Genomic DNA, 25,416 nt, shown 5'->3' on the forward strand with positions numbered 1-25,416 from the left:
AATTCAAAAAAGAATGAGATTTATTGTAGATATATTGTAGGGGGTAATTTGGAATCTATTGCTAGTAAATATGCTTTAGATTGCTTACTAGTATGGTTTATTGCTTTTATACTATCATATATTATAGTTTTTGCATTAGGATTGAATATTATTAATAATATTTATTTGAGTTGTCCTTTACTTATATATATATTATTTAGTTCACGGAAAGTAGGAAATTTTGAAAGTTTTTAAATTCTTTATAAAAGAAATATTTTTAAAGAAAATATTAGTTGCTATAGGTGTCTTCTTGATGATTTTCTTAAGTAATTACTTAGTTTTTACAGCTATGCGTTCTGCATTATCAACATTAGAAGGATATAAGGAAGTAAGCCATCTAAATCAAGAAAATAGTTTTATATCTAACTTAGATCCAGAGTCAAATTTTGATATGGGGGCATTCAGTGAGTCTGACTTTCGAAGAATATATGATTATTTAGATGAAAATTTTTCTTATGGGATGTTTGCAAATGGTTTTATTGTTACCCCTCCAAACTCTTATAATATGGAAGCTTCTTGTGCGTATATAAATGAAACTTACTATAGATTAAATAAATTTAGATTATCACAGGGTACAGGTTTAGAATTTGATTATGACTTAAAAGAAGATTCAGAAATTCCTGTTATTATAGGTAGCGGATTAAGTAAAGACTATCCTTTAGATTCTACTATACAAATAGTAGATCCAGCACTTTCAAAAGATATTACTTTAAGAGTTAAAGGTATACTAGAACAGGATTACCATCGTTCTAATATATATGCATTAAACTCAAAAGAATATTATAATTTTTCTATTATTATACCAGCTAATAAAGAATTCATTGATCAATCTAACATTGGGCTTCAAGATCAAGGACTTTCAGATATGATAATTCTAGATACGTCTGAGAATAAAATTGAAAGTTTAAAGGAAACTATATATGAAAATACAGGTTTAAAATACAACTTCTTTACTCAAGAAGAAAATTTTGGATATTTTAAAGAATACTATATAGACTCTTTAAGATCTATACTTATAGTTAGTATAATTATATCATTAGTTTTAATTTTGATTACTATTTGGTGCTCATTATCAGGTATAAACATGATGATTAAAGATTTTACTATTAATCTATTTGCTGGATTAAGCTATAAGAAACTCCGTAAGATATTATACGGATATTATGGAATTTTATTTGTTATAAATCTACTTATTTTATATGCAATAATTGCTTTTTCAAATCGTGGATATTGGTTAAGGAAAGAGATTTTATCGGTTAGCTTTGGTATACTAGGATTAACAAATATGGACTGGTTGGCATTAATTGGAGTAATCATATTTGACTTAATAATAGGAGTACTTATTGTTGAAATATTATTACATAAAATTAAGAAAGTACCTATTTCACTAGGAGTGTTACAATGAAAAAAGTTATTGATTTAAAAATAAATGAGAAAGCTTACAGAAATAAAAAACAATTAACATCTGTTTTAAATAACTTTAGACTCAATGTTAATAAAGGTGAAAAAGTATCTATTGTAGGAAGATCTGGTGTGGGAAAAACAACTTTATTAAACATTCTTGGACTACTTGATACTGATTATGATGGAGAATATATGCTTTTTGATTCTTTAATTAGTAATATGGAATCTACACAGTTAGCTAAGTGGAGAAATCAAAAGATTGGTTTTGTACTTCAGGAATCAGCGCTGATTAACTCTATAACCATTGAGGAGAATATAAAGCTGCCTTTACAGTATGCTGACTCAGAATATATTTTCAAGGAGGAAAGATTCAATGAGATTTTAAATAAGATTGGAATTGAAAGTATATTAAAAAAGAAGCCTCTCGAATGTTCTGGTGGAGAAAAATCACGTGCTATATTTGCTAGAGCTATAATAATGAATCCATCCCTTATTTTATGTGATGAACCGACTGCTTCTTTAGATGAGTATAATAAGCAACAGATTATGAATCTTTTGTTTAAAATGAATAAAGAGCAAGATGTTACGATAGTAACTGTAACACATGATATGAATATAGCTAGTCAACACGATAGAATAATTAAACTTGAAAGGAATGTATAAATGGGATTTTTTATAATGATATTATCCTTTATTGTGGGTATATTTTTTATTGCTTTAGGATTTATAAGAAAAAAAGATAATAAAAATTTGAGTATACCTATAATTTTTATAGGATTAATCTTAGTTATTTTTGCTATTTGGTTAGGACTACCTAAATAGTCTATATAGGATATAATAATTGTGTAGCAAATAAGTTAAAAATGTATTTGTTACTATTTTAAATAATTACAGGACTATTGGAAATATATTAAATAGAGTAATAAAAGTCTTACTACATATACCCCTAAAGAACATTATTCTAAAATATTAAAAGAATTTACAAATTATCAGAAATATAATCAAAATACTAGATATATTTATATTCTAAAATATTTGAGTAATATTATTATATATAAATAGTTTTACAACGTACCATTCAATAAAGATGAATTTCGTGATATGGTAAGGATTGGTGATATAGATCTAGTAAGCTTAAGCCAATACGCACCTAAAAATAACTTTAAAACTATGGTCAGTAGTGGTATAAGCAAGGTTCTTAATGGAACTACTAGCTTTGATGAGATAGTAAGGGTCATGTATGACCACATATAATTTTTGAGGAGATGTTATGGACTATTATAAATTAAAGATATGTGGGCTTGAAAGAGATTTACCTATTATTAAAATATCTGATGATTTAAAAATTGCATCATTTGTATTATTAGGAGATGCGGAACTTGCAGAAAAAGCAGGCTATGAATTAAGTAAAAAAATAGATGCTGATATTATCCTTACTGCAGAAGCTAAGGGTATAGAACTAGCTCATGAAATAGCAAGAAATCTAGAAGAAAAGTTTTTTATAGTAGCTAGAAAATCAGAAAAATCTTGTATGCATAATCCAGTAAGTGTTGAAGTAAACTCTATAACAACAGCAAATACTCAAAAATTATTCCTAGACTTTAAAGATGCAGAAAAGATAAAAGGAAAAAGAGTAGCTCTAGTAGATGATGTAATATCAACCGGCCAATCTATAGCAGCCCTTGAAGCTTTAGTAGAAAAAGCAGGTGGAAAAGTTGTACAAAAGCTTGCTATCCTTGCAGAAGGAGATGCAGCTGATAGAGAAGATATAATATTTTTAGAGAAGCTTCCCTTATTTGAGGTATAAATATTAATTAAAACTTCCAAATTTATTTGGAAGTTTTTTAATAATCATAAATAATACCAATTTAGTAGTGAATTTTATAATGTTTTAAAATCTTGATTTTTTTTGGTAAACTTTTTAGTTTTGGGTATATATTATAATAACAACATAAAAAGGATAATAAGAAAGGAATAATAATGAAAATTACAATTGGTGACTATATTCTTAAAAGACTTAAGGAATTAAATATAAAACACATTATCGGAGAACCAGGAGACTTTAACCTAGAGTTCCTAGAACAAATTTCAGAAGATAAAGACATAGAGTTTGTAGGTATGTCTAATGAACTTAATGCTGCATTTGCGGCTGACGGATATGCAAATGAAAATGGCATTTCAGCACTAATGACGACTTATAGTGTAGGAGACTTAAATGCCCTAGGTGGTATTGCAGGATCTGTTGCAGAACACAGACCAATAATTATCATTTCTGGTACACCACCACTATTTGCTATGAGAGAAAGAAAAATGACCCACCACACTTTAGCAGATGGAGATTATGAAAATGTACGTCGTGCTGTGAATGAGTTTGTGGATGATTCTGTTTTAATTACTCATGAAAATGCCAGATACGAAATAGATAGACTTATTGAAAGAGCAGTAAGATACAGCAAATCAGTAAATATTGAGCTACCATCAAATATTGCTTATTTAGATATCGAAATCGAAGATGATTTAAAACCTATTGAGACACATAAAGCTAAATCAGATGAAGAAAGATTAGAAGCAGTTGCTAAAAAAATTGGTCAAAGATTTGAAAATGCTAAAAATCCAGTTGTTTTAATTGATGAAGCAGTTGATAGATATGATGTTGCTGATAAAGTTCTTGAATTAATCGAAAGAGCCCAAGTACCATTTGCAGCTTTAGCAACAGCAAAAGCATATTATAATGAGTCTCATCCATTATATTTAGGAATTTATCAAGGAGATGAATCAGATGAGGGAGTTCAAGAAAAAGTAGAAAGTTCTGACTTCCTAATCTCAATTGAGCCAGTATTTATGCAAGCAAATAACGGTGAATTTACATCAAAATTACCAGAAGATGCAATTATTATCAATGCAGATTATACAAAAGTAGGCGAAGAAATTTTTGAAGCGGTTTATGTAAATGACTTAGTAGATCTTGGTCTAGAAAACATCACACAAAGAGAAAAAATCGAAAGTGTAAACACTACAAAAGAAAAAGAATACAATTTTGAAGCTGATAAACTAATCATGCAAGAAGATTTCTATGCACAAATTGCAAGATACTTTAAGGAAAATGATGTAGTTTATGGAGAAACTGGTACAGCAAGTCATGGACTTACAGAAATAAAAATTCCAGACGGAGTAAAGCTTGTAAGGAGTCAAATTTGGGGCTCTATTGGAGCAATGCTACCAATGCAAATGGGTGGTATGCTTGCAAGTCCAGAAAAACGCCATATTCTTTTAATGGGTGATGGCTCATTCCAAGTAAGTGCTCAAGCTCTATCAAGAATGATTTATAATAAACAAAATCCTATTATTTTCCTAATTGATAACGACGGTTATACAATCGAACGTTATATAATGGGAATGAAAAGAGATTATAACGATATACCAAAATGGGATTACTCATTGCTACCACAAGCTTTCAGTAAAGGTCAATCTAATATGAAAACTGCTGAGGCAAAAACTCAAGGAGAACTTGAAGAAATTTTAAAAACTCTAGATGATGTAGATGAAGGAATCATAATTACAGTTTACATGCACCAAGAGGACTCACCAGAAGTAATGGTAGGCTATGGGAAAAATAAAGAAGACTTTAACTTTGGAAAAAGAGGTCCAGAAAACCCAGAACCAGACTTTAAAGCTTAAGAAAACAAAAAAACTGCAGTAATTAACCTGCAGTTTTTTTATTTATTAAACTCAAAAATTTTTTGTAATCCGTAAAGGCCTAGATTTTCTAATATTTCAAAATTGTACTTTTCTATATTTAGAATATCAGCAAAAGAACCAGTTAAAATTATTTTTACCTTATCCGCTTCCAATTTATTTTCTATTAATATCTTTTCTATAATTCCATTTATAGCAAAATTATATGCATGATAAATTCCATTTTGAATTGATTTTTTTGTAGTGTTTCCTAAAACATTATTAGCTTTCAAAATTTCTACTTGGGGAAGTTTTGCACCTTGTTCATTTAATGATTTTGCATATAAATCAATGCCTGGTAAAATGACACCGCCCAGAAATTGTTTTTTATTATTAATAAAATCAATTGTGGTAATGCTTGCAGCAGAGATGATTATCAAATCATTATTAAAATCATTTGCACCAACAGCCCTAATAATTCTATCAGATCCCACATCTTTTGGATTTTCACATTTTATATTAAGACCTGTTTTTACTCCAGATGATATAAGCATAGGATTTTTGCCTATAATAACCATAGCGACTTTTTGATAAATATCCAACAACTCTGGCACAACTGATGAAATTATAATATTGTTTATATCTATAAAATAAATATTATTATCATTTAACATTAATTTAAGAAGTAATTTTACCTCATCACTAGATTTATTTTTATCAGTAGTAATCTTAAAGTTTGCTATTATATTTTCATTATCAAAGACTCCAAAATTGGTAAATTTATTGTCTATATCAATTGTAAGTAACATTTATCTCTTCACCTTTAATACTGATTTTACAACACCTGTAACAATAATTATTGATAAAAAGGCCTCAGGTAGTCCCGAGCTAATAGAAACTCCAAGTATAGCTGACCTTGCATTTTCTAATGGGATATTTAAAGCTTCTACATATTTTTGAGCATATATTAAATATATTCCGCCTAAAACTAAAATTGTATTTGTCATTGACCCTACAAAAGCTCCTACTGCTATTGGAAAATCTTTTGTTGATGTTTTGAGAGAATAATAAAAAAGTCCTAAGCAAAGAAGAATTAAAATTATAATTAATATAATATTTAATTTTGAAGCACCAGCTTTAATGTTTTTGTAAAGGATATAGGATAAAAATATTAAAAGCAAGGACCAAAGAATTTTGGATGCGATTTTTAAGTTTTTATCATCAAATCTTTTCACAGACTGGTAGGCATAGTAAGAAGTAATACCTATCAAAATACGTGGAATGACTGAAATGAGTGGATTGTAAAATACAAAAGAAATGGGTGTTGGCCTTAAAATAGCATTTATTAGGGAAAATACTCCAAAAATAAGTCCAACAAGTCCCCCAACAACGGGTCCTTCTACAATTGCTGCAATAATTACTGGAATATGCATTGTAGTTGCATTTATGATTCCAAGGGGAATTAGTCCAAGTGGTGTAATGCCCAAAACAATTGTAATGGCACCAAGAACAGCAGCAGTGGTTAATTTTCTGCTGGTTAGAGTTTTTTTATTCATTTTTGCCTCCTGATACGGTTCGATTATGATACCGTTCTTTTTTGTTACTCCTGGTTTTAATTTTCTCATGGCTAGAATCAGATGTATCCTGCCTAAAATTTTAAACCCATTTGATTATAACATAAGCAAAAATCTTGGTAAATATTTGCAAGGTGTAATCCGAAATTTGCCTTAAAAAATGGTATAATATTGCTAGACTTTTAAAAGAGGAAATTATGGAAACTTTAAATATACCAAATCACCTTGCAATTATCCTTGATGGCAACGGACGCTGGGCCAAAAAACAAAATAAACCAAGAACTTTTGGTCATAAAAATGGAGCAGAAAATGTCGTGGATATTGCAATACATGCAAAAAAACGTGGAGTGAAATACCTTACTTTATATGCTTTTTCTACTGAAAACTGGAAAAGACCAGCTAGTGAAGTGGATTATTTAATGAAACTTTTAATTAAATTTGTAGAAAAAAAGATAGATCAACTTATGGAAGAGGATTGCAAAATTAATTTCTTGGGAGATTTGTCTGCCCTTCCAGAACCAACACGTGATGCAGTTAATAAGGCATTAGAAAAAACAAAAAATAATAAGTCTTTGTATATAAATATTGCCCTAAATTATGGGGGTAGGGATGAAATTGTTCATGCTGTAAAAGATATTGTTGAAAAAGGATATAGGCCAGATGAAATTACAGAAGATTTAATTTCTGAAAATCTTTATACAGCAAGTATTCCTGATCCAGACTTACTAATCAGACCAGGGGGAGAGTTGCGCATATCAAATTTTTTGATATATCAAATCGCCTATTCTGAATTATATTTTACTGATGTTTTATGGCCAGATTTTGATGAAGACGAGCTTGATAAGGCTCTTGAGGCTTTTGCAAATAGAAATAGAAGATTTGGAGCACTCGATGAATCTAATTAAAAGAACTTTGGGTGGGGCTATTATCCTTTTAGTTTTATTTGCGGTAACTTTTTTTGGTAAAACTAGCCTAGCAATTGGATTTGCTATTTTTTCGCTAATTGCAATCAAAGAGCTAACAGATGCCTTTTCTAAGATAGGATTTAGATTTAATAAGCCCTTGCTATATTTTTCTGATTTGTTGGTTATGGCAGCAAGTTTTGCCAAAGAAAGAGAACTTTTTGCAGTAAGCATCACCCTTTCATTCGCAATAATTTTTGGAATATTAATATTTGATGAAAGAAGAAATCTATATGACATTCTAGTTCATATTTTTATTTTGATTTATGTAGCTGGACTAATGGGTTCTATTGTAAAAACCCATGATGTGAGATTTTTATGGATGCTTTATCTTACTGCTTGGGGCTCAGATACCTTTGCATATCTAACAGGATCAACAATTGGAAAAAGGAAGATAGAATCAGTAAGACATATTAGTCCTAAAAAAACCCTTGAGGGTTCTATTGGAGGAGTAATTGGGTCTGTGATTTTAAACTTAATTTATAATCACTACTCAGGACTTCATATAGATATTAGTTTAGTAATTATATTTTCAGCACTAGGTGCTATACTATCACAAATTGGTGATTTGGTAGCATCCTATATAAAAAGAAAAACAGGAATAAAAGACTTTGGTAATCTTATTCCAGGTCATGGGGGAATCATGGATCGTTTTGATTCAATGATATTTATCGCTCCATTATTTTATTTATTTTCTGTTTTGTAAGGAGAAAAAATGGGAACAATTATTATTGCCCTAATAATGTTTTTAGCCTTGGTAACCATCCATGAGTTTGGACATTTTATTGTGGCAAAATTATCAGATATAAAAGTAAATGAATTTGCTGTTGGCATGGGACCAGAAATTTTTAGTAAGCAAAAGGGAGAAACAAAATACTCTTTGCGCGCCTTACCAATTGGTGGATACTGTGCCATGGAAGGTGAGGAAGAATCTTCTACTGATCCTAGAAGCTATGACAATGCGCCTGCATTCAAAAGATTTTTGACAATTCTTGCAGGACCAGTCATGAATTTACTTTTAGCAATTATAGTTTTTACTATTGTAGCCTTTAATACTGGAACAAGTACAAATTTTGTAGGAGGATTTGCTGAAAATTCCCCAGCAAAAGAAGCTGGGATCAGTGTTGATGATCAGATAGTCTCTATAAATAATAAGGAAATTAAGGAATTTACTGATATTTCAAATGTGCTTAGAGATTATTATGCTAGCAACGCAAAAGACAAAGCAGTTGAAGTTATAGTAAAATCTGCTAATACTGGGGAAGCTAAAAATTATAATATTACACCAACTTTTGAAAATGATATTCCACTTTTAGGAATCACTTCAAAAATGAGAAATGTTAATTTTCCAGAGGCTATTGGCCTAGGATTTAAAGAAACCTGGCGCAATGTCAAAATGATTTTTAATATTTTTGGCATGCTTTTTACTGGAAAATTATCTTTTGGTGCACTTTCAGGACCAGTTGGTGTTGTAAAAGAAATTGGCAACCAAGCTCAAAGTGGGGTTATGAATGTTTTATATTTCCTATCCTACATTAGCGTAAACCTTGCTGTTTTTAACTTGATACCATTTCCAGCCCTTGATGGATCAAAGCTTGTAACTAATCTTTATGAGATGATTACTAAAAAAAGGGTTAACAAAAAAATTGAAGAAAGAGTTACTATTGTTGGTTTTATAATATTAATTAGTTTAATATTAATAATCACAATTAAAGATATATTTACACTTTTTTAAGGAGATGTAATGAGAAAAGAAACTAGAAAAATTTATGTAGGAGATGTTGCAATTGGAGGTAACTCTCCTATTTCTATTCAATCAATGACTACTGCAAAAACAAGTGACATTGATGCAGTTGTTTCACAAATTAATGCTTTAGAAGAGGCAGGATGCGATATTTCAAGATCAGCCATAAATGATATGGATGATGCAAAAGCAATTAGTGAAATCAAAAAAAGAACTAATTTACCATTTGTTGCAGACATTCAATTTGATTACAAATTAGCCTTAGCTGCAGTTGAAAATGGTTGTGATTGCCTAAGGTACAATCCAGGAAATATTGGTAGTGAAGATAAGGTGCGTGAAATTGTAGAAGCATGTAAGGAAAAAAACATACCAATAAGAATCGGTGTAAATTCTGGATCTATTTCCCGTGAAATAGTAGATAAATTTGGCGGAGTAAATGCTGATAGTCTTGTAGCAAGTGCTATGGAAGAGATAAAAATTCTTGAAGATATGAACTTTTATGATATGAAAATATCTGTAAAATCTTCTGATGTAAATACTATGATAGATGCTTATAGAAAACTATCTTCACTAGTAGATTATCCTCTACATTTAGGAGTTACAGAAGCAGGGCCACTTTACCAAGCCCTTGTGAAGTCATCAATAGGTATAGGTTCTCTATTAAAGGATGGTATTGGTGATACAATCAGAGTTTCAATAACGGGTGATCCGGTTGAAGAAATCAAAGCTGGAAAAGCAATTCTAAAAGCTTTAAATTTACGCCGTGACGGTCTGGATATAGTTTCTTGCCCAACTTGCTCAAGAACTACAGTTAACCTTGAAGAAATAGTAGCAGAAGTCGAAGAAAAAGCAGCTGGCTTAAATATAGATGCCAAAGTTGCAATTATGGGTTGTCCAGTAAATGGACCTGGGGAAAGTAAAGAAGCTGACTATGGAATTTCTGCTGCAAATGGCATGGGATTTTTATTTAAAGATGGAAAGACAATTAAGAAAGTAAAGGAAGATGAAATAGTAGATACACTTTTAGATGTATTAAAAGAAAGCTATAAGAATGAAGATTGATTTAAGCAAATTTGTTGACATCAAAGAAAATGAATACACTATTATAAATGCCATTTACTATAAAAATATCAATGAATTAAAATTAACAATAGAGTCTGATTTAGACCACTTTGATGATAAGGTGAGGGCAGAGCTTGATGATTTTTTGTCATTTGTGACTCTTACGATAGAATTTATAAATATTTCCCCAGATATTGATAAGGATATTTGTGGAAATGATGAAGATACTAGTATAAACGAAGTAGAAATTATAGAGGACAAGGATCTAGGGCCACAAACCAAAGAAATGGTTGAAAAAACATCTGATAATTGTGATGAGGATCCAATTTCTGATTTGCTAGACCAAAAGGAAAAGGACCTCCAAGCTCGTATAAGCCACGCAATAAATCACAATAACAAAGAAGAAGTCAAGGAAATTGAGCCTGTTGACGGACTTGATTATGGTGGCAAGATTAAAAATGATGTGATAAATATATCTGAAATTTACGATAAAAAAGGACTGCGAGTTTCATTAATAGGAACGGTTTATAATTTAGATGTTTTTGAAACAAAAAATCACTATTTTATATTCACCTTTGACCTTGAAGATAGCACTGATGCCATTTCTTGTAAGATATTTTCTTCTGAGAAGAATAAAGAAAAACTAAGACTTTTAAGAAATGGTGTGTGTGTCCAAGTAGAGGGTGTGCTAAACTATGATGATTATGCCCACGAAGAAATTTTTACAGCAAATATCTTAAAAGAAGCAGTTACTAGCAAGAAAATTGATACAGCCTATGAAAAAAGAATTGAACTAGAAGTCCACACAAAGATGACAAACCTAGATGGTTTTGTGGACAATTCTGACATTTTAAAAGTATTAGGTGAATGGGAGTGGGATGCAATTGGTATTACAGACACACAAACCTTGCAAGGTCTGCCAGACTTATACTCAGCAATTAGCAAGACTGGAAAAAAAATGTTACCGGGTGCTGAACTTTTGCTTGTAGAAGATGAACTAAGAATTTTAACCAACCTTTCATCTAATCCTGTCCCTACTACAAAGGATATAAAAGATCAGGAATTTGTAGTATTTGACTTAGAAACCACAGGTCTTTCACGATTTGCTGATAAGATTACAGAAATTGGTGCTGTTAGAGTTAAAAATGGAGAAATCACAGAAGAATTTAATGAGCTAGTAAATCCCGAGCAATTAATACCTGAAAAAGTTATTGAACTAACTGGTATTACAAATGAAATGGTAATGGATAAGCCAAAGATTGATGAAATTTTGCCTAAGTTTTTGGATTTTGCTGGTGATGCTATCTTAGTAGGCCAAAATTCAGACTTTGATATTGGTTTTGTAAGAGAAAATGCGAGAAATTTAAACTTAGATTTTGATCCAATCTATATGGATACCTTGCCTATGGCCCGTGCACTTTTTGATGATATGGGCAGATTTTCCCTAGATAAAATTGCCAAAAAATTAAATATACCAGCCTTTAACCATCACAGAGCAAGTGATGATGCTAGGGCAACAGCTCAAATTTTTATCAAGATGTATAAGATGATAATGGAACAAGATCTTGATTTATCAACTATAAATAAGCTTGAAACTCATTATCCAAAGGCCAAGTTTGAAAACTTTTCTGCCCTTGTTTATGCAAAAAATGAAATTGGTTTAAAAAATTTATATAAATTAATTTCCAAATCAAGGATGGAAAACTTCCACAATGAAGCAAAAACTCCCATTTCACTTCTAAAAGAATATAGGGAAGGGCTAATTATAGGTTCTGGTGGTCATGAGGGACTTCTTTTTAACTACCTAGTTAATGATTATCCTCAAGAAAAAATAGATGAATTAGTAGATTTATTTGACTTTTTCCAAGTGGAACCTCTAGGAATATTTGCAGATGAAGTTTCTAAAGGAAGGGTTAGAAATCTAGAGCAAGTTATAGACATAAACAAAAAAATAATTGAACTAGCAAAGGCAAATAATATATTAGTGGCGGCTACTGGGGGAGTGAGATATTTTAAGCCAGATGATTATATTTTAAGAAATATTCTCCATAAGGGCCAATATTTTAGATACCACGAAAATGAACCGTTATATTATTTAAGAACTACAAATGAAATGCTAGAAGGTTTTTCATATTTGGATAAGGATACTCAAAGAGAGATTGTAATACAAAATCCAAAAAAAATTGCCGATGAGATTGAGGACATTAGACCTATTCCTCCAGGCACATTCCCACCGGTAATTGATGGGTCAGATGAAAAACTAAGAAATACTTGCTTTGAAAAAGCTTATTCAATATATGGCAATCCACTGCCAAAAATTGTTGAAGATAGGTTAAATAAGGAACTAAATTCCATTATTTCCAATGGATATGCAGTTCTTTATATTATTGCAAAAGACCTAGTAGGAAAATCAAACGAGGATGGTTACCTAGTAGGATCTAGGGGATCGGTGGGTTCTTCTTTTGCAGCAACTATGGCTGATATTACAGAGGTAAATCCACTTTCTCCCCACTATGTTTGCCCAAACTGCAAACACAGTGAGTTTTTCGAAGAAGATAGACTTGGATCTGGTATAGACTATCCAGATAAGGACTGCCCTGAATGCGGGACATTGATGGCAAAAGATGGCCACAATATACCATTTGAGGTGTTTTTAGGTTTTGAAGGGGATAAGGAACCAGATATAGATTTAAACTTTGCTGGTGAATACCAACCGACCATCCATAGATTTACAGAGGAATTATTTGGTGAGGGCAAAGTTTTCCGTGCTGGAACTATTGGAGCTATCCAAGACAACACAGCCTTTGGTTATATCAAAAAATACACCGAAGAATATGGCCAGGAATTTACCAATGCACAAATTAGAAAAATTCAACGTGGGCTTAAGGATGTAAAAAGAACAACTGGCCAGCACCCAGGTGGACTGATTGTTGTTCCAAATGATATAGATATTTTTGATATAACACCTATCCAATATCCTGCAGATGATCCAGCAGGTGATATAAAAACTACCCACTTTACCTACAATATGATGCACGAAACTCTGCTAAAACTAGATTTGCTGGGCCATGATGTGCCTTCAATTATCCGTGCCCTCTATGATATGACTGGTGTAGATCCCCTAAAAATAAAAATGGATGACCAAAATGTTATGAAGATATTTTCTTCTACAGAAACTTTGGACATCAAGCACGATTTTTCAAATAATGAGATTGGTACACTTGGTATACCAGAATTTGGAACATCTTTTGTAAGAGGCATGCTTAAGGATATAAAACTTAGCAAATTTTCTGAAATGACAAGAGTTTCTGGTCTTTCCCACGGGACAGATGTTTGGCTAAATAACGCTCAAGATCTAGTAAGAGATGGCACAGCAGGATTTGATCAAATTATTTCAACCCGTGATGACATCATGAACTCCCTTATCCAACAAGGACTGGAAAAGAAAAAATCCTTCCAAATTATGGAAATTGTTAGGAAGGGTAGGGCTTTGTCAGAAGAACAAGTAGACTATATGAGAGATAAGGGTGTACCTGAATGGTATATAGAATCCTGCTTAAAAATCCAATACCTATTCCCAAAGGCCCATGCAGTTGCATATTGCTTGATGTCTTATAGGATTGCATATTTTAAAGTCTATCACCCAGCCGCATTTTATGCCACATATTTTAATACCAAACTAAATGATTTTGTATATTCAATTATCATAAATGGCCTAGAATCTATCCAAGTTGCAATCAAATCATATGGTGAAAGATTCGATCTTACTGCAAGGGATAAGGATGTAAGAAAAGTATTAGAAGTTGCAGAAGAAATGTATGCCAGAGATATAAAAATCGAAAAAGCAGACCTTTATAAGTCTGATGCAACCAAATTTATTTTAAGTGAAAAAGATGGTTACATCCTCCCACCACTCTCATCAGTTGATTCAGTTTCAGAGGCTATGGCTAAGGATATAGTCAATGAACGTAAAAAGGGAGAATTTATTTCTATCGAAGATTTCAATAAGCGAACAAGTGTAAATAAAAATGCCCTAGAAAGTTTAAAAACTTTTGGCATCATAGATGGCATCCAAGAAGAAAATCAGATGAGCTTATTTGATGGGATGTTTTAGTTTTAAACTGCTATTTTTATAATAGCAGTTTTTTGTTTTAATTTTTTATTTAGAATTTCTAATATATATTTTGATAAAAGTAAAAATGATTGACTCACTATAAGTAAGGTGTTATACTAAACATAACACACTAGTGCTATTGAATTTGGAGGTCATTATGAAAAGGAGTTTAAGCAAGAAGTTACTCATAGTTTTGCTAGTTATCCAATCACTAGTATTTGCTATAGCAACAAGCCTATATTTAGATCAAAAATATAAGGAAAACTTTGATAATTTAGCCAGCGATTACAAAGAAGTTTCTATAAATAATATTGATATAACTAAAGGCAACGAAGTAGGAGATTACATAGCGAATTTTTTGCAGGAAAATCAGGCTCTGATGGTGAAGAAAGTAGAAGGGCCTGATTATACTGGAAGAAAGTTACTACACGGATACTGGATGAGTGGTGATTATGAAGCTAACAAAGAAAAATTAAATTTAGAATTTCTAGACAAACAATATGCTTCAGATCAAAGCTTTAAAAACTTAGATAAGGGTGGGACTATTGGATTGCTAGAAGGAGATTATAGTATGATAGAGCCCACTCCTAGATTTATTTTAGGAGATAGTTATTTTTTTATAAATTTAACTGGTACTGGAAAAATTGGAGGATTTAATGGTGAATATAGGCTAATTGGTCTAGATGATGAAGGTGTAGATAAATTTTATGACGGTCTATCTAAGGTAACCGGCCTAAGTGTAGATGAGATTAAAACTTCAAATGGTGGCTCGGCTGTAATGGGAGGCGGATTTTCTCTTAGTTTTATAATTATCTATACAATTTTGACTCTAGTAATCATCACAATTTTAACCACCACAACAGTTTCATCCTTAAAGAATATGGGAGTCTACCTGCTACAAGGTTGGTCTAAAAAATCTTATATAAAAAGCATATACGAACCTATAAATAAAATAGCATATTTTTTACCACTTTTATTTATTCCTTATGGCTTTATTTTAACTAAGGGAAGCTTTAATACTTTAAAATTTTACTCGGTATTTTTACTAGCAGGGCTGATAAATTTAGCTATATTTTTATTTTTTGAATTATTAATATCACTTATACTAAGGACTGTTAAGCCTATAGATGCCATCCATGGCAGGACATCAAAAAAAGGCTTACTTATTTTCGGCATAATTTTATTTATGATATTTAATACTTCGACAAGTGCCTTGTCCTTTTTGGATATAGATAATATGATAATTGAGCTAAAAGATCAGATAGTTACTAAAAAAGAATGGGAAAATGTATCCGATTATTATGTAACCACTACATTTTACGATGGTGATGATTTTGAAGGAGACCACTCCATAACTCCTATGAGTTTTCACAGAGATTTTTATAAATTTTATGAGTCTATTGAAAATGAGGATGGAGTTAAATTTATAAATACAGAATTTCAAAGGAAGAGTTGGAATAAAGAAGTGAAAGAAATGGGGCTATATGACCATGCGCCTGATTTTTCTTATCTATTATTTACCGCTAATAAAAATTATCTAGAAGATGATATGCAAGTGAAAATTACAGATGAAATGGAAGAATTTGCCAATGAAGGCTATAGGGTCTACCTAGTACCAGAAAGTTTTTCAAAAGAAGATAGAAAGTCTTTAGAGATAGCATTAACAGAGATGGATGAAAAAATGTTTCTTGATGAGACTGATGATAGTGATAGGGAAAATTTTGATATAAAGTTTAAAGGGATTAAGTTCTTTAGCTATGACAATAACAAAGATTATTTTGCCTATCCAAACAATATTGATGATGAAATGTATGATGAAAAATTCCCAGTTACATCTGAAGAGCCAGTTATAAACTTTATTAATACTAACAATATGAGTGTTCTTGAAATATTAAATTTAATAGCTGGTGGAGAGACTAATTCAGAAATAAAGCTAAATCAAGAAGCCTATGATAAGTTTGCAAATAAAGAATACTTTAAAAAATATAATATTGATGATAACAAACCTGAATTTGTTCAAATAAGAGAACTGATAGGTGGCATGATTAGAAGTCTAAGTCAAGCTATCTTCACATTTATACTGGTTGGATTACTATTTTTAGGTATATCAGCAGCTATATTATCTACACTCATAAACCTCTATAGGGAGATATACCTAGAAGAAGTGAATATCAAAAAGTTTCTAGGTTATGATAATAGAAAAATATATAAGTCGATATTTATAATGGTTATTGTTGCAAGCATTATAAATTTAGTAATTGCTGTGATTAATGGTTCGGTTTTTGGTATATGCGTAGGTATAATCTTTGCCTTAATTGAGCTAATGCTATTAAGAAAGTTTACCAGCAAAAATCAGTTTGAAATGTTAGTAGAGTTTTTGAAATAGGGGATAAAAATGAAACATATAGAATTAAATAATATTTCTAAGTCTTATGGTAATAGAAAAATAATAAATAATCTGTCATTTTCAATAGATGAAAATGAGATAATAGCGATAGTTGGAAAAAGTGGTTCAGGCAAATCAACTCTTTTAAATATGATTGGACTTTTAGAAACTTATGATAGTGGAGAGATTTTACTAAAGGGAGAAAAACTTCCTAATCTTAATAGTAAAGAAGCTACATCACTAAGGAGAAATGAAATAAATTATCTTTTTCAAACAAATGCTTTGATAAGTGAAAAAACTGTTAGAGAAAATCTTTTAATTTCTATGGAGTATGTAAGTATAAAAGATGAAGAAAAATCTAAAAAAATAAATGAAATTTTAGATAAGCTTGATATCTTAGATATAGTAGAGCAAAAAATAAATACTATATCTGGAGGAGAAGCCCAAAGAGTAGCCTTGGCTAGATGTGTACTAAAACCAGGAGATTTAATTTTGGCAGATGAGCCAACTGGATCTTTAGATCCTATTATGAGCGATGAGGTTTTTTCTCTACTTTTAAATTTAAGAAGTGCTTATAATAAAACTATTTTGATTGTAACCCATGATATGGATATAGCTAGAAGATGCGATAGGATTATAGATATAAATAAATAGCAAATAAAAAATTCCATTTTTTTAAAATGGAATTTTTTATGAATTTAAAGGTGAAAACTCAGTTACAGTATAGAAACTTTTTCTATTTCCAATTCCAAAAACTGATATCTCTACTTGAGGACAGTTGGCTAACAAGGCTTCAAGTCTAGGGTCATAGTAGGTTGTAACAAGATCAGAAACTTCCTTTTTATAATTTTCTTCATTTGCGCCCTTTTGGCTAATTTTTAGTTTAATTGAGCCTAGATCACAACAACCCATCCCGCGTTCGATGTCTTCTCTAATAAAAATTTTTTGAATATTATTTTTATTTATATAATTTTTAGCTTTTTGACTGTAAATAAATTTCATCTAAAATCCTTTAAAAAATGAGGAGATTAAATCTCCTCAAATTTAATTGTTAGTTTAATATAATATTTGCAATTCTATCTTGGTTTTTGCGTGCTTTTCTTACTGTTAAGAAAGCTATAACTAAACTGATTATTGCTCCTAAGATATATGCAATATTATAATCTGCACCAAAACCTACTCCTTTATCAGAAATGATAAATGCAAATACTATGAATGCATAGAATAATTCTGGAATTAAAGCAATCCAGTAATTACTATGGTTATTTAATAGGTAGCTTGTAGCAGTTGCTAGAGCAAAGATTGCTACTAATTGGTTTGTAAATCCGAAGTATCTCCATAATAAGTTAAATCCGTTTGGATCGTTTTTAGCCCATACTAGGATTAGGATAGCTGGGATAAATAGTGCTGCAGCAACAGCGATTCTTTTAGCAGGAACTTTTTGGTCAATATTAAGTTCTTCAGCAACGATTAGTCTAAGTGATCTAAATGCTGTATCTCCAGATGTGATTGGAAGTACTATTACACCGATAATGGCAAGTAGTCCACCAATATTACCCATAAAGTATTTAGAAATTTCTCCTACCATTAATGTAGCTCTTGTATCTAATGGAACGATTCCTTGTGAGAATATTACCATTGCACCAGCAGCCCAAACCATAGCGATAACACCTTCTGCAATCATTGTTGAGTAAAATGTTGCTCTATTTTCTCTTTCGCTTGCAACAGTTCTTGAAACTAATGTTACTTGAGAACCATGGAAACCAGAAAGGATACCACAAGCGACAGTAATAAAGAATGCTGGTATAAATCTTTGACCAAGTGGATGTTCACTTAAGTATCCAGCACCTTGAAATTCTAAGTGAGAGGCACCTTTTGTAAGAACTCCAAATAAAACTCCGATAGCTGAAATAATTAAAAATGCACCAAATAATGGATAAATTCTACCGATAAGTTGGTCAATTGGAAGTACTGTAGAAAGAATGTAGTAAGCAAATATTACACCATATATAATCCAAATTCCTTGAGAGCCTTCAGAAAGACCAATTATATCATTGGCAAGTAAGTCCCCAGGAGTGTAAACGAAAACAGTACCTGTTAATAGAAGTAAGATTCCGATAACTACATTATAAATTTTTCTAGTACCATTACCTAAATATTTACCTACAAGTTTTGGAACTTGAGATCCACCGTTTCTCATTGACATAGTACCAACTAAAAAGTCGTGAGTAGCACCTGCTATAACACAACCAATTGGAATTGCTAAAAAGGCAATTTTTCCAAAAAGTATACCTTGGATAGGTCCTAAGATTGGGCCAGTACCTGCAATATTTAGTAAGTTAATTAGCCAGTTTTTCCATTTTGGCATAGCAACAAAGTCGATACCATCAGCCTTTGATACTGCTGGTGTTGGTCTATCATCTAAATCTAGTTGGCTTTCAACATATTTTGAATAAAAGTAACCACCAACTAAGAGGATGAAAATACCAATTAAAAATAATACCATATAAACCTCCTAATAATAATATGTATTATATAGCTATATTATAAACTTAATTAAGAGATAAAAGCAAATTTTTCGTAAAAAATTTATCAATAAAAGCTGAGCTTGCATTAGCTTATATATTATTGAATAAAGTAAGCATTGCAGTATAATATCTCTATCAAAGAGTGGGCAAGGTATCCGCTCTTTTAATCTGTATAGGCAAAGGATGGTAAGATGGATTTAATAACAAACCTAAAAGAAACCTTTGAAGATGATATTAATAACTTAGGATACGAATTAGTTGATATAGAATTTAGAACAACAAAAGATGGTAAAACATTGACATTTTTTATCTACGACCAAGATGGCATAACAATCGATGATTGTGAAAAAGTTAGTACTTTTTTAGATGAGAAATTAGATGAACTTGACCTTATCAAGGGCCAATATTACCTAGAAGTTTCCTCTCAAGACCTATCAAGACCATTAAAAACAGATAGGGACCTAGAAAGAAATGCTAGCGAACTTTTAAAAGTAACTATGAAAAATGGAGAAAGTTTTTTAGGTCACATAGATGAAATAAATGAAAAAACTTATGTCTTTACTCTTAATGAAGATGAGGAAATAGAAGTAGAAAAAGAAGATATCAAGCAAATAAAAATTGAGATTGTGTTTTAAGGAGAACATATGAATGAAGAGTTTATACTAGCCTTAGAAGAGCTGGAAAAGGATAAAAACATTGATAAAGATGTCATCTTAGATGCGTTAGAAAAAGCCCTTGTAAAAAGTTATCAAAAAAATTACGACAATGCAGAAAATGTGGATGTCATAGTTGATAAGCAAACAGGGGATATAGATGTTTTTGCTTTAAGAGAAGTTGTAGATGATGTAAATGATAACATCAACGAAATTTCCCTAAAAGAGGCACAAGAAGAAGTTGATAGCAATCTAGAAATAGGGGATGTTGCAAGAATAAAAATTGCTCCAAAAAACTTTGGCAGAGTTGCAGCTCAAACTGCTAGAAATATTGTTATCCAAAAAATAAGAGATGCCCAAAGAGATTCTGTGTATGGAGAGTATCTAGATCGTGAAAATGAAATGATTACAGGAACTATCCAAAGACAGGATAACTATAATCTTTATGTAAACTTAGATAAAATAGAGGGGATAGTTCCAGTAAAGGAACAAGTTGTTAATGAGAGATACATCCCAAATGAAAGGATGAAATTTCTAATAAAAGATGTTAAAAATTCATCAAAAGAACCACAAATTATCCTATCTCGTACAAGTGAAAATCTTGTTACAAGACTTTTTGAACTAGAAGTACCAGAAATTACAGAAGGAGTAATCGAAATTTATTCCATTGCCCGTGAAGCTGGATCTCGTACAAAAATCGCAGTTTTTTCAAACGATGAAGCAATAGACCCAGTTGGTGCTTGTATTGGATATAAGGGAGCTCGTGTAAATTCAATAGTTGAAGAGCTTCAAAATGAAAAAATAGATATTATAAATTACAACAAGGATATAGAAGAATTCATTTCTAATGCCCTATCTCCAGCAGATATAATAGAAGTTTTGACAAATGAAAAAAATAAACAATCTCTAGTTGTGGTAAATGACCAACAACTATCCCTTGCTATTGGTAAGGAAGGTCAGAACGCAAGACTTGCAGCAAGACTTACAGGCTGGAAAATAGATATAAAATCAAAAGAAGATTTCGATACTATGACAAATGAAGATATCGATGAAATTTTAGGTTTAAACGAGAAGATGGAAGAAGATGCTACCATAGATGAAAATTTAATTGATAACTCAGATGAAATCACTGAAGATATGGCATCTGAAGATGAGAAAATCATAGAAGAAGCCAGTGAAGAACTTTCTGATCAAGAGATTGAAGATATTACAATTGATACATTAGAAGAAATCTATGATGATCAAAACGATGAATTAACTAATCAAATCGAAATAGAAGATAGTGAATTAGATGAAGTTTATACTGATGAATCTGACCTTGTTCCAAACAGGGAAAGTGACAAAGAAGAAGAGGATCAGTAAAAAATGAAGAAGACAAAAAAGATTCCCCAAAGAAAATGTATTAATTGTGGAAATCTTTTCGATAAAAACGACCTTCTAAGAGTTGTAAATAACAAGGAATTAGGGGTTGTAATTGATGAGAGTGGCAAACTTAACGGACGAGGCGCATATATTTGTAAAAATAGTGAGTGTCTTTCAGATGTTAAGAAAAATAATAAGCTTAATCGTGTATTTAAACAAAAAATAGATGACAAACTTTACGAGGAGTTAGAAGCTTATGAAGTAAAATGAGGTGAAATAGATGGCTGATAAAATAAGAGTTTACGAACTAGCAAAAGAACAAGGAATGCCAGCAAAAGAAATGGTTGAACTTTTGAATAATGAATTTGGTTTAGGAATTAAATCCCACATGTCAAATGTAAGCGGTGATGATCTTGAGCTTATTAAAGAATATTTCAAAGAAGATTCTAACCAAGAAAAAACAGAAGACTCAAAAGAAAAACCAAAAGAAGATAGAAAAAAAGATAGAGAAACTAAAAACAACAAAAAATCAAATAAGACTACAGCTAAAAAATCAAATATGAAAAATATTAATACTAGTAATAACGACCAGTACGATGAAATGGATGAATACGATGATGATGAAAGCATGCACGGATCAAAACAAAAAATCGGAAAGTCAAATAAATCTAAAAATAAAAATAAATCAAAATCTAAGAAAAACTTTGACAATGATGATAACGACGATTTTGAATTAAATAAACCAAATAAAAATCGTAAGAAGAAAAATAGAAAATCAAAATCAAACAAAGCGAGCAACCAACAAGCTAAAGAAAATGAAACTAGTGGAAAAATAGAAATCCCAGAAGTTGTTAATGTTGGAGCTTTTGCAGAAAAAATTGGTGAAAATTCAAATGCAGTTATAGGAAAATTAATTCAACTTGGAGTAATGGCAGGTCTTAATGATCCAATCGAATTTGAACAAGCAGAATTAATAGCAATGGATTTTGGAAAAGAAATCACCTTAGAACAAGAATATTCTGCAATCGAAGAGCAAGCCCTTGACCTAGATTATGAAGATAATGAAGAAGATTTAATTACACGTGCACCAGTAGTGTCTGTTATGGGACACGTAGACCACGGTAAGACTTCTATACTTGATGCGATTAAAAACACTCGTGTAACAAGTGGGGAAGCTGGTGGTATTACCCAACATATCGGTGCTTATTCTGTAGATTTAGATGGCAGACCTATCACATTCCTAGATACTCCAGGCCACGAAGCCTTTACAGAAATGAGAATGAGAGGTGCTCAATCGACAGATATTGCAATTCTTGTAGTTGCTGCTGATGATGGAGTTATGCCTCAAACTGTAGAAGCTATTAACCACGCAAGAGCGGCTGAAATTCCAATAGTTGTTGCAGTAAATAAAGTAGATAAAGAACAATCAGATCCAAATAGAGTAAAACAAGAGCTTATGGAACATGGTCTTGTTTCAGAAGATTGGGGTGGGGATACCATCACAGTTGATGTTTCTGCAAAAACAGGCCAAGGTATCGAAGATTTACTAGAAATGGTTCTACTTGTAGCAGAAATGAGAGAATTAAAAGCAAATCCAAATAGGGATGCTGTTGGTTTAATTATCGAAGCCCAACTTGATAAGGCTCGTGGACCAGTTGCAACAGTTCTAGTACAAAAAGGTACCCTTCACGAAAGTGACTATGTACTTACAGGATCTGCGTCAGGTAGGATTCGTGCTATGTTTGACTCAAAAGGAAATTCCATCAAAGAAGCAGGTCCATCTGTTCCAGTACAAATCTTAGGTTTATCAGATGTAGCAGAAGCTGGAGATAAATTATTTGCCGTAGAAGATGAAAAAACTGCTAGAGCCTATGCAGAGCGTGCAGAAGAACAAAAAAGAGAAGAACGTCTTATGGCAAAAGGTGCAAGCCTTGAAGATATATCAGGCGATGCAGCTGAAGGTGAGTTAAAAGACCTAAATATCATCGTAAAAACAGACGTAAAAGGTACTGTAGATGCCATGAGCCAATCACTTCTAAAACTTTCAAATGAAGAAGTAAAAGTTTCAGTGGTAGCTGGAGCTGTTGGTGGTATTACAGAATCAGATGTACTTTTAGCCCAAGCTTCAAATGCTATCATTATCGGATTTAACGTTCGTCCAACCCAAGGGGCAATGGAGAGAGCAAAAGATAATGGAATAGAAATTAGAACTTATAGTGTAATCTATGAAGCAATCGAAGATGTAGAAAAAGCTATAAAAGGTATGCTTGATCCAGAATTTGTTGAAGAAATTCTAGGTCGTGCAGAAGTTCGTGATACATTTAGAGTACCAAGTGTAGGAACTATTGCAGGTGTGATGGTAACAAGCGGTTCAGTACCAAGACGAGCAAAAATTAGACTTCTTCGTGACAATGTAGTTATCTTTGATGGAGATATTTCTTCAATGAAGAGATTTAAAGATGATGCCAAAGAGCTAGCAAATGGTTATGAAGGTGGTATCGGCTTAAACAGATTTAATGACATCAAAGTAGGCGATGTTATGGAAGCATACGAAGTAGTCGAAAAAGAAAGAGAATAAGAATGAAGAAAATAAGAACTGAAAGAATTGGAGCAGAAATACAAAAAGAATTATCAAAAATAATTAGAGATGATTTAAATGATCCAAGACTATCAGATACAGCAAGAGTTTCAGTAATAGAAGTAAGGGTCACAAATGACCTTTCATTTGCTGATTGCTACATTTCAGTCCTAGGAGATACTAGCAAAAAAGATGACGTCCTAGATGCTCTAAATCAAGCAAAAGGATACATTAAAATGCTAATTGGTGATAGAATGAGACTTCGTTCTATGCCAGAATTTAGATTCAAACTTGATGAATCAATTGAATACGGGGCTTATATGGAAAAATTAATCAAAGAAACCATCGCAAAAGATGAAAGGGCTCACCAAGAAAATGATAATTAGTAATGAAAATATCGAAAAACTTAAAAATCTAATAGATGGGGCAAATACAATTGGGGTTGTTTCTCATGTAAATCCAGATGGGGACAACCTAGGATCATCATTAGGATTTGCAAGAGCACTTAGAAACTACGGCAAAGACACTGAAGTAGTGGGTCATGATGCTATTGATAATTATCTAAAATTTTTACCTGACTTAGAATTTTATGAAAATAATTATAAAGATTCATATGATTTGCTTTTAATCCTAGATGCATCAGAGATTGACCGTATAGGAGATGCTCAAAGTGTAGCAGTAAATTCAAAAAAAACTGCGGTAATTGACCACCACCTAGGAGGTAAAATCACATCAGATTTAAATATTATCCATCCAGAAGCACCAGCAACTTGCCAACTAATATACGAAATTATTCAAAGAATTGGCATGCCATTAGATGAAAAAACTGCCAACCTATTATTTACAGGCATAGTAACAGATACAGGTAGATTTATGTATTACGATACAAATCGTGAAACCTTTGAAATTGCGGGTAAATTGTTAGACGCTGGAGCAGATAAAGAAAATATCTACTCAGCCCTCTACCAAAATAAACCTATCGATGTTTTAAAATTTGAAACAGACCTTATTGCCAATGCAGAATTTATGGGAGATAGGGTTTTTGCCCTTGCATCAATTGATAAGGTAGATCAATATGGTGTGCAAATGGGTGATAGTGAACACATTGTAAATATCTTAAGAGATTTAGAGGGTATAAGCATTTCTATGCTTGTAAAAGAATATGGCAATGGAGAATATAAGGTGTCTATGAGATCAAAAGGCATTGATATTTCTAAAACTGCTAGGGAAAATGGCGGTGGTGGCCATGCAAATGCCAGTGGATTTTCGATATTTGATGACAGTCTTGAGTCAGCAGCAGCTAAGGCTCGTGTAATTTTACAAAATATATAAAAA

22 protein-coding genes are annotated in these 25,416 nt (G+C 31.7%); 18 read left to right on the plus strand and 4 right to left on the minus strand.

Features of this window, described 5'->3' with window-relative positions; all coding sequences use genetic code 11:
- Window positions 1–220 precede the first annotated feature (220 nt).
- From ACF3NF_RS06540 to ACF3NF_RS06560, 5 genes are all read left to right on the plus strand, one after another.
- Entirely contained in the window at window positions 221–1,444 is a 1,224-nt protein-coding gene (locus ACF3NF_RS06540; protein ID WP_394022693.1) for a peptide ABC transporter permease, read from the plus strand.
- Window positions 1,441–2,106 (plus strand): ABC transporter ATP-binding protein, encoded by a 666-nt coding sequence (locus ACF3NF_RS06545; RefSeq protein ID WP_394022694.1) that lies wholly within the window; start codon window positions 1,441–1,443, stop codon window positions 2,104–2,106. The genes ACF3NF_RS06540 and ACF3NF_RS06545 overlap by 4 nt, the downstream gene beginning before the upstream one ends.
- A 438-nt stretch (window positions 2,107–2,544) precedes the next feature.
- The gene (locus tag ACF3NF_RS06550; RefSeq protein WP_394022695.1) at window positions 2,545–2,697 is read left to right on the plus strand and encodes a hypothetical protein; all 153 of its coding nucleotides are present in this window, start codon (window positions 2,545–2,547) and stop codon (window positions 2,695–2,697) included.
- 16 nt (window positions 2,698–2,713) lie between these two features.
- Complete coding sequence (locus tag ACF3NF_RS06555) at window positions 2,714–3,250, plus strand: phosphoribosyltransferase family protein (protein ID WP_394022696.1); 537 nt, start codon at window positions 2,714–2,716, stop codon at window positions 3,248–3,250.
- Between the two features lie 173 nt (window positions 3,251–3,423).
- Window positions 3,424–5,121, plus strand: coding sequence for an alpha-keto acid decarboxylase family protein (locus tag ACF3NF_RS06560; RefSeq protein ID WP_394022697.1), 1,698 nt, complete (start codon window positions 3,424–3,426; stop codon window positions 5,119–5,121).
- A gap of 38 nt (window positions 5,122–5,159) precedes the next feature.
- Here ACF3NF_RS06560 and ACF3NF_RS06565 read toward each other — a convergent pair whose 3' ends face one another.
- Together ACF3NF_RS06565 and ACF3NF_RS06570 are read right to left on the minus strand one after the other, a co-directional pair.
- Window positions 5,160–5,927: a type III pantothenate kinase gene (locus tag ACF3NF_RS06565; protein WP_394022698.1), complete on the minus strand. Its 768-nt coding sequence runs from the start codon at window positions 5,925–5,927 to the stop codon at window positions 5,160–5,162.
- Window positions 5,928–6,674 carry an ECF transporter S component gene (locus ACF3NF_RS06570; protein ID WP_394022699.1) on the minus strand — a complete coding sequence of 249 codons (747 nt, stop codon included), beginning with the start codon at window positions 6,672–6,674 and terminating at the stop codon, window positions 5,928–5,930. It abuts the gene before it with no gap.
- Window positions 6,675–6,889: 215 nt separating this feature from the next.
- Between ACF3NF_RS06570 and ACF3NF_RS06575 the strand changes: the two genes are divergently transcribed.
- The 7 genes from ACF3NF_RS06575 to ACF3NF_RS06605 all read left to right on the plus strand — a co-directional run bounded on the left by ACF3NF_RS06575 (window position 6,890) and on the right by ACF3NF_RS06605 (window position 17,614).
- Window positions 6,890–7,597 carry an isoprenyl transferase gene (locus ACF3NF_RS06575; RefSeq protein ID WP_394022700.1) on the plus strand — a complete coding sequence of 236 codons (708 nt, stop codon included), beginning with the start codon at window positions 6,890–6,892 and terminating at the stop codon, window positions 7,595–7,597.
- Complete coding sequence (locus ACF3NF_RS06580) at window positions 7,584–8,360, plus strand: phosphatidate cytidylyltransferase (RefSeq protein ID WP_394022701.1); 777 nt, start codon at window positions 7,584–7,586, stop codon at window positions 8,358–8,360. Before ACF3NF_RS06575 ends, ACF3NF_RS06580 begins: the two co-directional genes overlap by 14 nt.
- Before the next feature lie 9 nt (window positions 8,361–8,369).
- Window positions 8,370–9,389, plus strand: a complete 1,020-nt coding sequence (locus tag ACF3NF_RS06585) for a M50 family metallopeptidase (RefSeq protein ID WP_394022702.1) — start codon at window positions 8,370–8,372, stop codon at window positions 9,387–9,389.
- A gap of 9 nt (window positions 9,390–9,398) precedes the next feature.
- Entirely contained in the window at window positions 9,399–10,460 is a 1,062-nt protein-coding gene (ispG, locus tag ACF3NF_RS06590; protein ID WP_394022703.1) for a flavodoxin-dependent (E)-4-hydroxy-3-methylbut-2-enyl-diphosphate synthase, read from the plus strand.
- On the plus strand, window positions 10,450–14,574 hold the full coding sequence (locus tag ACF3NF_RS06595) for a PolC-type DNA polymerase III (RefSeq protein ID WP_394022704.1): 4,125 nt from the start codon (window positions 10,450–10,452) through the stop codon (window positions 14,572–14,574). Before ispG ends, ACF3NF_RS06595 begins: the two co-directional genes overlap by 11 nt.
- A 157-nt stretch (window positions 14,575–14,731) precedes the next feature.
- The gene (locus ACF3NF_RS06600; RefSeq protein ID WP_394022705.1) at window positions 14,732–16,960 is read left to right on the plus strand and encodes a hypothetical protein; all 2,229 of its coding nucleotides are present in this window, start codon (window positions 14,732–14,734) and stop codon (window positions 16,958–16,960) included.
- Between the two features lie 9 nt (window positions 16,961–16,969).
- Window positions 16,970–17,614: an ABC transporter ATP-binding protein gene (locus ACF3NF_RS06605; RefSeq protein WP_394022706.1), complete on the plus strand. Its 645-nt coding sequence runs from the start codon at window positions 16,970–16,972 to the stop codon at window positions 17,612–17,614.
- 36 nt (window positions 17,615–17,650) lie between these two features.
- Here the strand turns inward: ACF3NF_RS06605 and ACF3NF_RS06610 are convergent, their stop codons facing one another.
- A complete protein-coding gene (locus tag ACF3NF_RS06610; RefSeq protein ID WP_394022707.1) occupies window positions 17,651–17,962 on the minus strand; it encodes a hypothetical protein in 312 nt (103 codons plus the stop codon).
- 49 nt (window positions 17,963–18,011) lie between these two features.
- Window positions 18,012–19,466: a carbon starvation CstA family protein gene (locus tag ACF3NF_RS06615; protein WP_394022708.1), complete on the minus strand. Its 1,455-nt coding sequence runs from the start codon at window positions 19,464–19,466 to the stop codon at window positions 18,012–18,014.
- 213 nt (window positions 19,467–19,679) lie between these two features.
- Between ACF3NF_RS06615 and ACF3NF_RS06620 the strand changes: the two genes are divergently transcribed.
- The 6 genes from ACF3NF_RS06620 to ACF3NF_RS06645 are packed head-to-tail and all read left to right on the plus strand — an operon-like array spanning window position 19,680 to window position 25,413.
- Window positions 19,680–20,123 carry a ribosome maturation factor RimP gene (locus ACF3NF_RS06620; RefSeq protein ID WP_262122411.1) on the plus strand — a complete coding sequence of 148 codons (444 nt, stop codon included), beginning with the start codon at window positions 19,680–19,682 and terminating at the stop codon, window positions 20,121–20,123.
- 9 nt (window positions 20,124–20,132) lie between these two features.
- Window positions 20,133–21,503, plus strand: a complete 1,371-nt coding sequence (nusA, locus tag ACF3NF_RS06625; protein WP_394022710.1) for a transcription termination factor NusA — start codon at window positions 20,133–20,135, stop codon at window positions 21,501–21,503.
- A 3-nt stretch (window positions 21,504–21,506) separates the two neighbouring features.
- Window positions 21,507–21,773 (plus strand): RNase P modulator RnpM, encoded by a 267-nt coding sequence (rnpM, locus tag ACF3NF_RS06630; RefSeq protein WP_394022712.1) that lies wholly within the window; start codon window positions 21,507–21,509, stop codon window positions 21,771–21,773.
- Between the two features lie 10 nt (window positions 21,774–21,783).
- Complete coding sequence (gene infB / locus ACF3NF_RS06635) at window positions 21,784–24,081, plus strand: translation initiation factor IF-2 (protein WP_394022714.1); 2,298 nt, start codon at window positions 21,784–21,786, stop codon at window positions 24,079–24,081.
- Between the two features lie 2 nt (window positions 24,082–24,083).
- Window positions 24,084–24,467 carry a 30S ribosome-binding factor RbfA gene (rbfA, locus tag ACF3NF_RS06640; protein ID WP_203126772.1) on the plus strand — a complete coding sequence of 128 codons (384 nt, stop codon included), beginning with the start codon at window positions 24,084–24,086 and terminating at the stop codon, window positions 24,465–24,467.
- Complete coding sequence (locus ACF3NF_RS06645) at window positions 24,457–25,413, plus strand: DHH family phosphoesterase (RefSeq protein ID WP_394022717.1); 957 nt, start codon at window positions 24,457–24,459, stop codon at window positions 25,411–25,413. The genes rbfA and ACF3NF_RS06645 overlap by 11 nt, the downstream gene beginning before the upstream one ends.
- Window positions 25,414–25,416: the final 3 nt, after the last annotated feature.

The sequence above is a fragment of the Anaerococcus martiniensis genome (assembly GCF_043187485.1).
GTDB lineage: Bacteria > Bacillota > Clostridia > Tissierellales > Peptoniphilaceae > Anaerococcus > Anaerococcus martiniensis.

Coding starts and splice junctions, on each gene's coding strand:
- ACF3NF_RS06545 (WP_394022694.1), top strand. CDS start 1,441: ATGAAAAAAGTTATTGATTTAAAAATAAATGAGAAAGCTTACAGAAAT.
- ACF3NF_RS06550 (WP_394022695.1), top strand. CDS start 2,545: ATGGTAAGGATTGGTGATATAGATCTAGTAAGCTTAAGCCAATACGCA.
- ACF3NF_RS06555 (WP_394022696.1), top strand. CDS start 2,714: ATGGACTATTATAAATTAAAGATATGTGGGCTTGAAAGAGATTTACCT.
- ACF3NF_RS06560 (WP_394022697.1), top strand. CDS start 3,424: ATGAAAATTACAATTGGTGACTATATTCTTAAAAGACTTAAGGAATTA.
- ACF3NF_RS06565 (WP_394022698.1), bottom strand. CDS start 5,927: ATGTTACTTACAATTGATATAGACAATAAATTTACCAATTTTGGAGTC.
- ACF3NF_RS06570 (WP_394022699.1), bottom strand. CDS start 6,674: ATGAATAAAAAAACTCTAACCAGCAGAAAATTAACCACTGCTGCTGTT.
- ACF3NF_RS06575 (WP_394022700.1), top strand. CDS start 6,890: ATGGAAACTTTAAATATACCAAATCACCTTGCAATTATCCTTGATGGC.
- ACF3NF_RS06580 (WP_394022701.1), top strand. CDS start 7,584: ATGAATCTAATTAAAAGAACTTTGGGTGGGGCTATTATCCTTTTAGTT.
- ACF3NF_RS06585 (WP_394022702.1), top strand. CDS start 8,370: ATGGGAACAATTATTATTGCCCTAATAATGTTTTTAGCCTTGGTAACC.
- ispG (WP_394022703.1), top strand. CDS start 9,399: ATGAGAAAAGAAACTAGAAAAATTTATGTAGGAGATGTTGCAATTGGA.
- ACF3NF_RS06595 (WP_394022704.1), top strand. CDS start 10,450: ATGAAGATTGATTTAAGCAAATTTGTTGACATCAAAGAAAATGAATAC.
- ACF3NF_RS06600 (WP_394022705.1), top strand. CDS start 14,732: ATGAAAAGGAGTTTAAGCAAGAAGTTACTCATAGTTTTGCTAGTTATC.
- ACF3NF_RS06605 (WP_394022706.1), top strand. CDS start 16,970: ATGAAACATATAGAATTAAATAATATTTCTAAGTCTTATGGTAATAGA.
- ACF3NF_RS06610 (WP_394022707.1), bottom strand. CDS start 17,962: ATGAAATTTATTTACAGTCAAAAAGCTAAAAATTATATAAATAAAAAT.
- ACF3NF_RS06615 (WP_394022708.1), bottom strand. CDS start 19,466: ATGGTATTATTTTTAATTGGTATTTTCATCCTCTTAGTTGGTGGTTAC.
- ACF3NF_RS06620 (WP_262122411.1), top strand. CDS start 19,680: ATGGATTTAATAACAAACCTAAAAGAAACCTTTGAAGATGATATTAAT.
- nusA (WP_394022710.1), top strand. CDS start 20,133: ATGAATGAAGAGTTTATACTAGCCTTAGAAGAGCTGGAAAAGGATAAA.
- rnpM (WP_394022712.1), top strand. CDS start 21,507: ATGAAGAAGACAAAAAAGATTCCCCAAAGAAAATGTATTAATTGTGGA.
- infB (WP_394022714.1), top strand. CDS start 21,784: ATGGCTGATAAAATAAGAGTTTACGAACTAGCAAAAGAACAAGGAATG.
- rbfA (WP_203126772.1), top strand. CDS start 24,084: ATGAAGAAAATAAGAACTGAAAGAATTGGAGCAGAAATACAAAAAGAA.
- ACF3NF_RS06645 (WP_394022717.1), top strand. CDS start 24,457: ATGATAATTAGTAATGAAAATATCGAAAAACTTAAAAATCTAATAGAT.